This is a genomic window from Priestia sp. P5_B4, assembly GCF_056400385.1.
On the sequence record NZ_JBFULJ010000592.1, the window covers coordinates 1 to 2,407 of the forward strand.

At 37.7% G+C, this 2,407-nt stretch carries 3 protein-coding genes and 1 pseudogene; 3 read left to right on the forward strand and 1 reads right to left on the reverse strand.

The window, feature by feature from the left end:
• The coding region (locus tag AC1DRF_RS23385; RefSeq protein WP_477741821.1) for a ribonuclease J at positions 1–1,025 on the reverse strand (1,025 nt) is incomplete at its 3' end.
• Between the two features lie 218 nt (positions 1,026–1,243).
• On the opposite strand from AC1DRF_RS23385, the gene AC1DRF_RS23390 reads away from it, so the two are divergent.
• The 3 genes and pseudogenes from AC1DRF_RS23390 to AC1DRF_RS23400 form a co-directional block, all read left to right on the forward strand.
• The gene (locus tag AC1DRF_RS23390; protein WP_165575335.1) at positions 1,244–1,384 is read left to right on the forward strand and encodes a hypothetical protein; all 141 of its coding nucleotides are present in this window, start codon (positions 1,244–1,246) and stop codon (positions 1,382–1,384) included.
• Between the two features lie 68 nt (positions 1,385–1,452).
• A complete protein-coding gene (locus AC1DRF_RS23395) occupies positions 1,453–1,599 on the forward strand; it encodes a hypothetical protein (protein WP_157842256.1) in 147 nt (48 codons plus the stop codon).
• 223 nt (positions 1,600–1,822) lie between these two features.
• A pseudogene (locus AC1DRF_RS23400) lies at positions 1,823–2,407 on the forward strand (DNA-binding protein); the annotation flags it as partial.

Genomic DNA, 2,407 nt, shown 5'->3' on the forward strand with positions numbered 1-2,407 from the left:
GAGATATTACGTTCATTGCCAGGAATAGGCCCTGCTGATAAAATAACCGTGTCTTCAGGAAGAATTTCTACTTGTCGGTGATTTCCACTGGCTAATCTAGATAGAGCGGCCATCGGCTCGCCTTGGCTTCCAGTGCAGAGAATAGCGACTTGTTCAGGCGCAAGTGAATGTACTTCATAAGGTTCAATTAGCATCCCTTCAGGAATAGTTAAATACCCTTTCTCTAACGCAACTGATACAACGTTAACCATGCTTCTTCCAAGAAGCGCAAGCTTTCTATTCGTTTTAATCGCTGCATCTACAATTTGCTGTACGCGGTTAAYGTTGGAGGCGAAAGTAGAAATAATCACTTTTCGCTTTGCTTTACGAAAAGCTTCTTCTACATGTTTGCCAACTAGCTTTTCTGAAGGCGTAAATCCAGGGCGTTCAGCATTTGTGCTTTCGGATATTAAAGCCAGTACACCTTCACTGCCGATTTTCGCCATTTTATGAAGATCTGGATATTGGTTGTTAACAGGAGTTAAATCAAACTTAAAATCTCCCGTATGCACAACAGCTCCTTCAGGGGTATGAAAGACAATGCCGAGACAATCTGGAATGCTGTGATTCGTTTTAAAAAACGAAAGCGGAATATTGCCTAATATAATTTCGGACTCTTCGTTGATTTCAATAAGCTCCGTCTCAGCAGATAATTGATGCTCTTGAAGTTTAATATCAATTAATCCAAGGGTAAGGCTTGTTGCATAAATAGGGAGATTTAACTGTTTTAAAAGATAAGGAATACCTCCAATATGGTCTTCATGACCATGAGTCACAACCAGTGCGCGAACTTTTTCTCGATTCTCTTGTAAGTATGTAATATCAGGTATGATCAAATCAATTCCTAATAAACTTTCATCAGGAAATTTAGACCCGCAGTCAATCACAATGATGTCATCGTCATATTGAACGGCATACATATTTTTTCCTATTTCATTAATGCCGCCTAAAGCAAAAATGGATAGTGTATTGCTATTTGTACTCACGCTTATTTCCTCCTATATTTTCAAAATGAATATGCAGAATTTCTACTCTTAGTATGAACATTTATTTCTGGTGCATTCTGTTAAATATGGAGATTTTATTTTTATTTAAATAGGAGGAATACAAGCAAAAAGAAAAGAAGGTCATTTTCCTAATACTACCTCTTATTTTCTTTTTATAACTCCATAAAATATAGACGTTACACGTGGAGGTGGATGGAGTGAGTAAACAAAATAAAAGCAAAAACCAAGGATTCAGCAGCAGTGAAGCTGCTGTCGATAATGTGAATAAAAGTATTTTATCAAACGATATTCATACAGATGAGCTTCAAAAAGCAAAAGTAAGCCGTCCTAGCAAATAAAAGAATGACAACCAAAAGAGCAGCTTTGAGCTGCTCTTGATAAAATAGAGATAGGGAAGTGAAAAAACGTGTCAGAAAACAAAAGTTCTCAATATAAAGAAGAAAATATGTCAACTCCTAGTCGTCCTCTTGAATATAAAGAACGCGCGAACGAATCAAAAAGTACACGTCAAATGCTGCGCAGTATTCTTGAATATTCAAGTCGTTATCGTTAACAAATTTTACATATAATCATGGGCATATTTCAAAGGGCTCCTATCGACAAATATAAGGTATAAAGAACCTTTTTTGAAAAAATATATATTATTTACAATAAATTTAAAAAAATCATAAATGAACCTGCTATAATCCTCTTGAAAAGACAAGCATTGCAAAAATTTGAGAGGAGCATTTTATATGCGAAAAAAATATAATCGCGTAGGTTATGCCGTTTTAACAATGTGTACAGCTTTATCTATCTCACTGCCTTTTACCACTCATTCAGCATCAGCAGAAAGCGCTGCTGACCCTGCACCAGAAATTAAAGCCTCTGTCGTAAATGAAAATAACGGTAAAAAAATCTTGTTTGATAATACGCATGGTCAAACTGCGGGTACAGCAGATTGGGTTATTGACGGAGGTTTTTCTGATTTTGGGAAAGGACTGGCAGGTAGTGGGTTTGATGTAAAAGAGCTGCGAAAATCTACGCCGATTACATACAGTGACCTCAGTGGCTATAGCGTGTTTGTTGTGCCAGAAGCGAATATTCCGTATAAATCTTCTGAACAAGCCGCCCTTTTACAATATGTTCAGAACGGGGGAAGCGTCTTTTTTATTGCTGATCATTACAATGCAGACCGAAACAAAAACCGGTGGGACTCTTCAGAAGTTTTTAACGGATACCGTCGCGGAGCATGGACAAACCCCGCAAAAGGCATGACAACGGAAGAAACAACCTCCGATGCAATGCAAAACGTAACAAGCTCTGATTGGTTAGCGAGTAACTTTGGTGTTCGCTTTCGCTATAATGCCTTTGGTGATGTG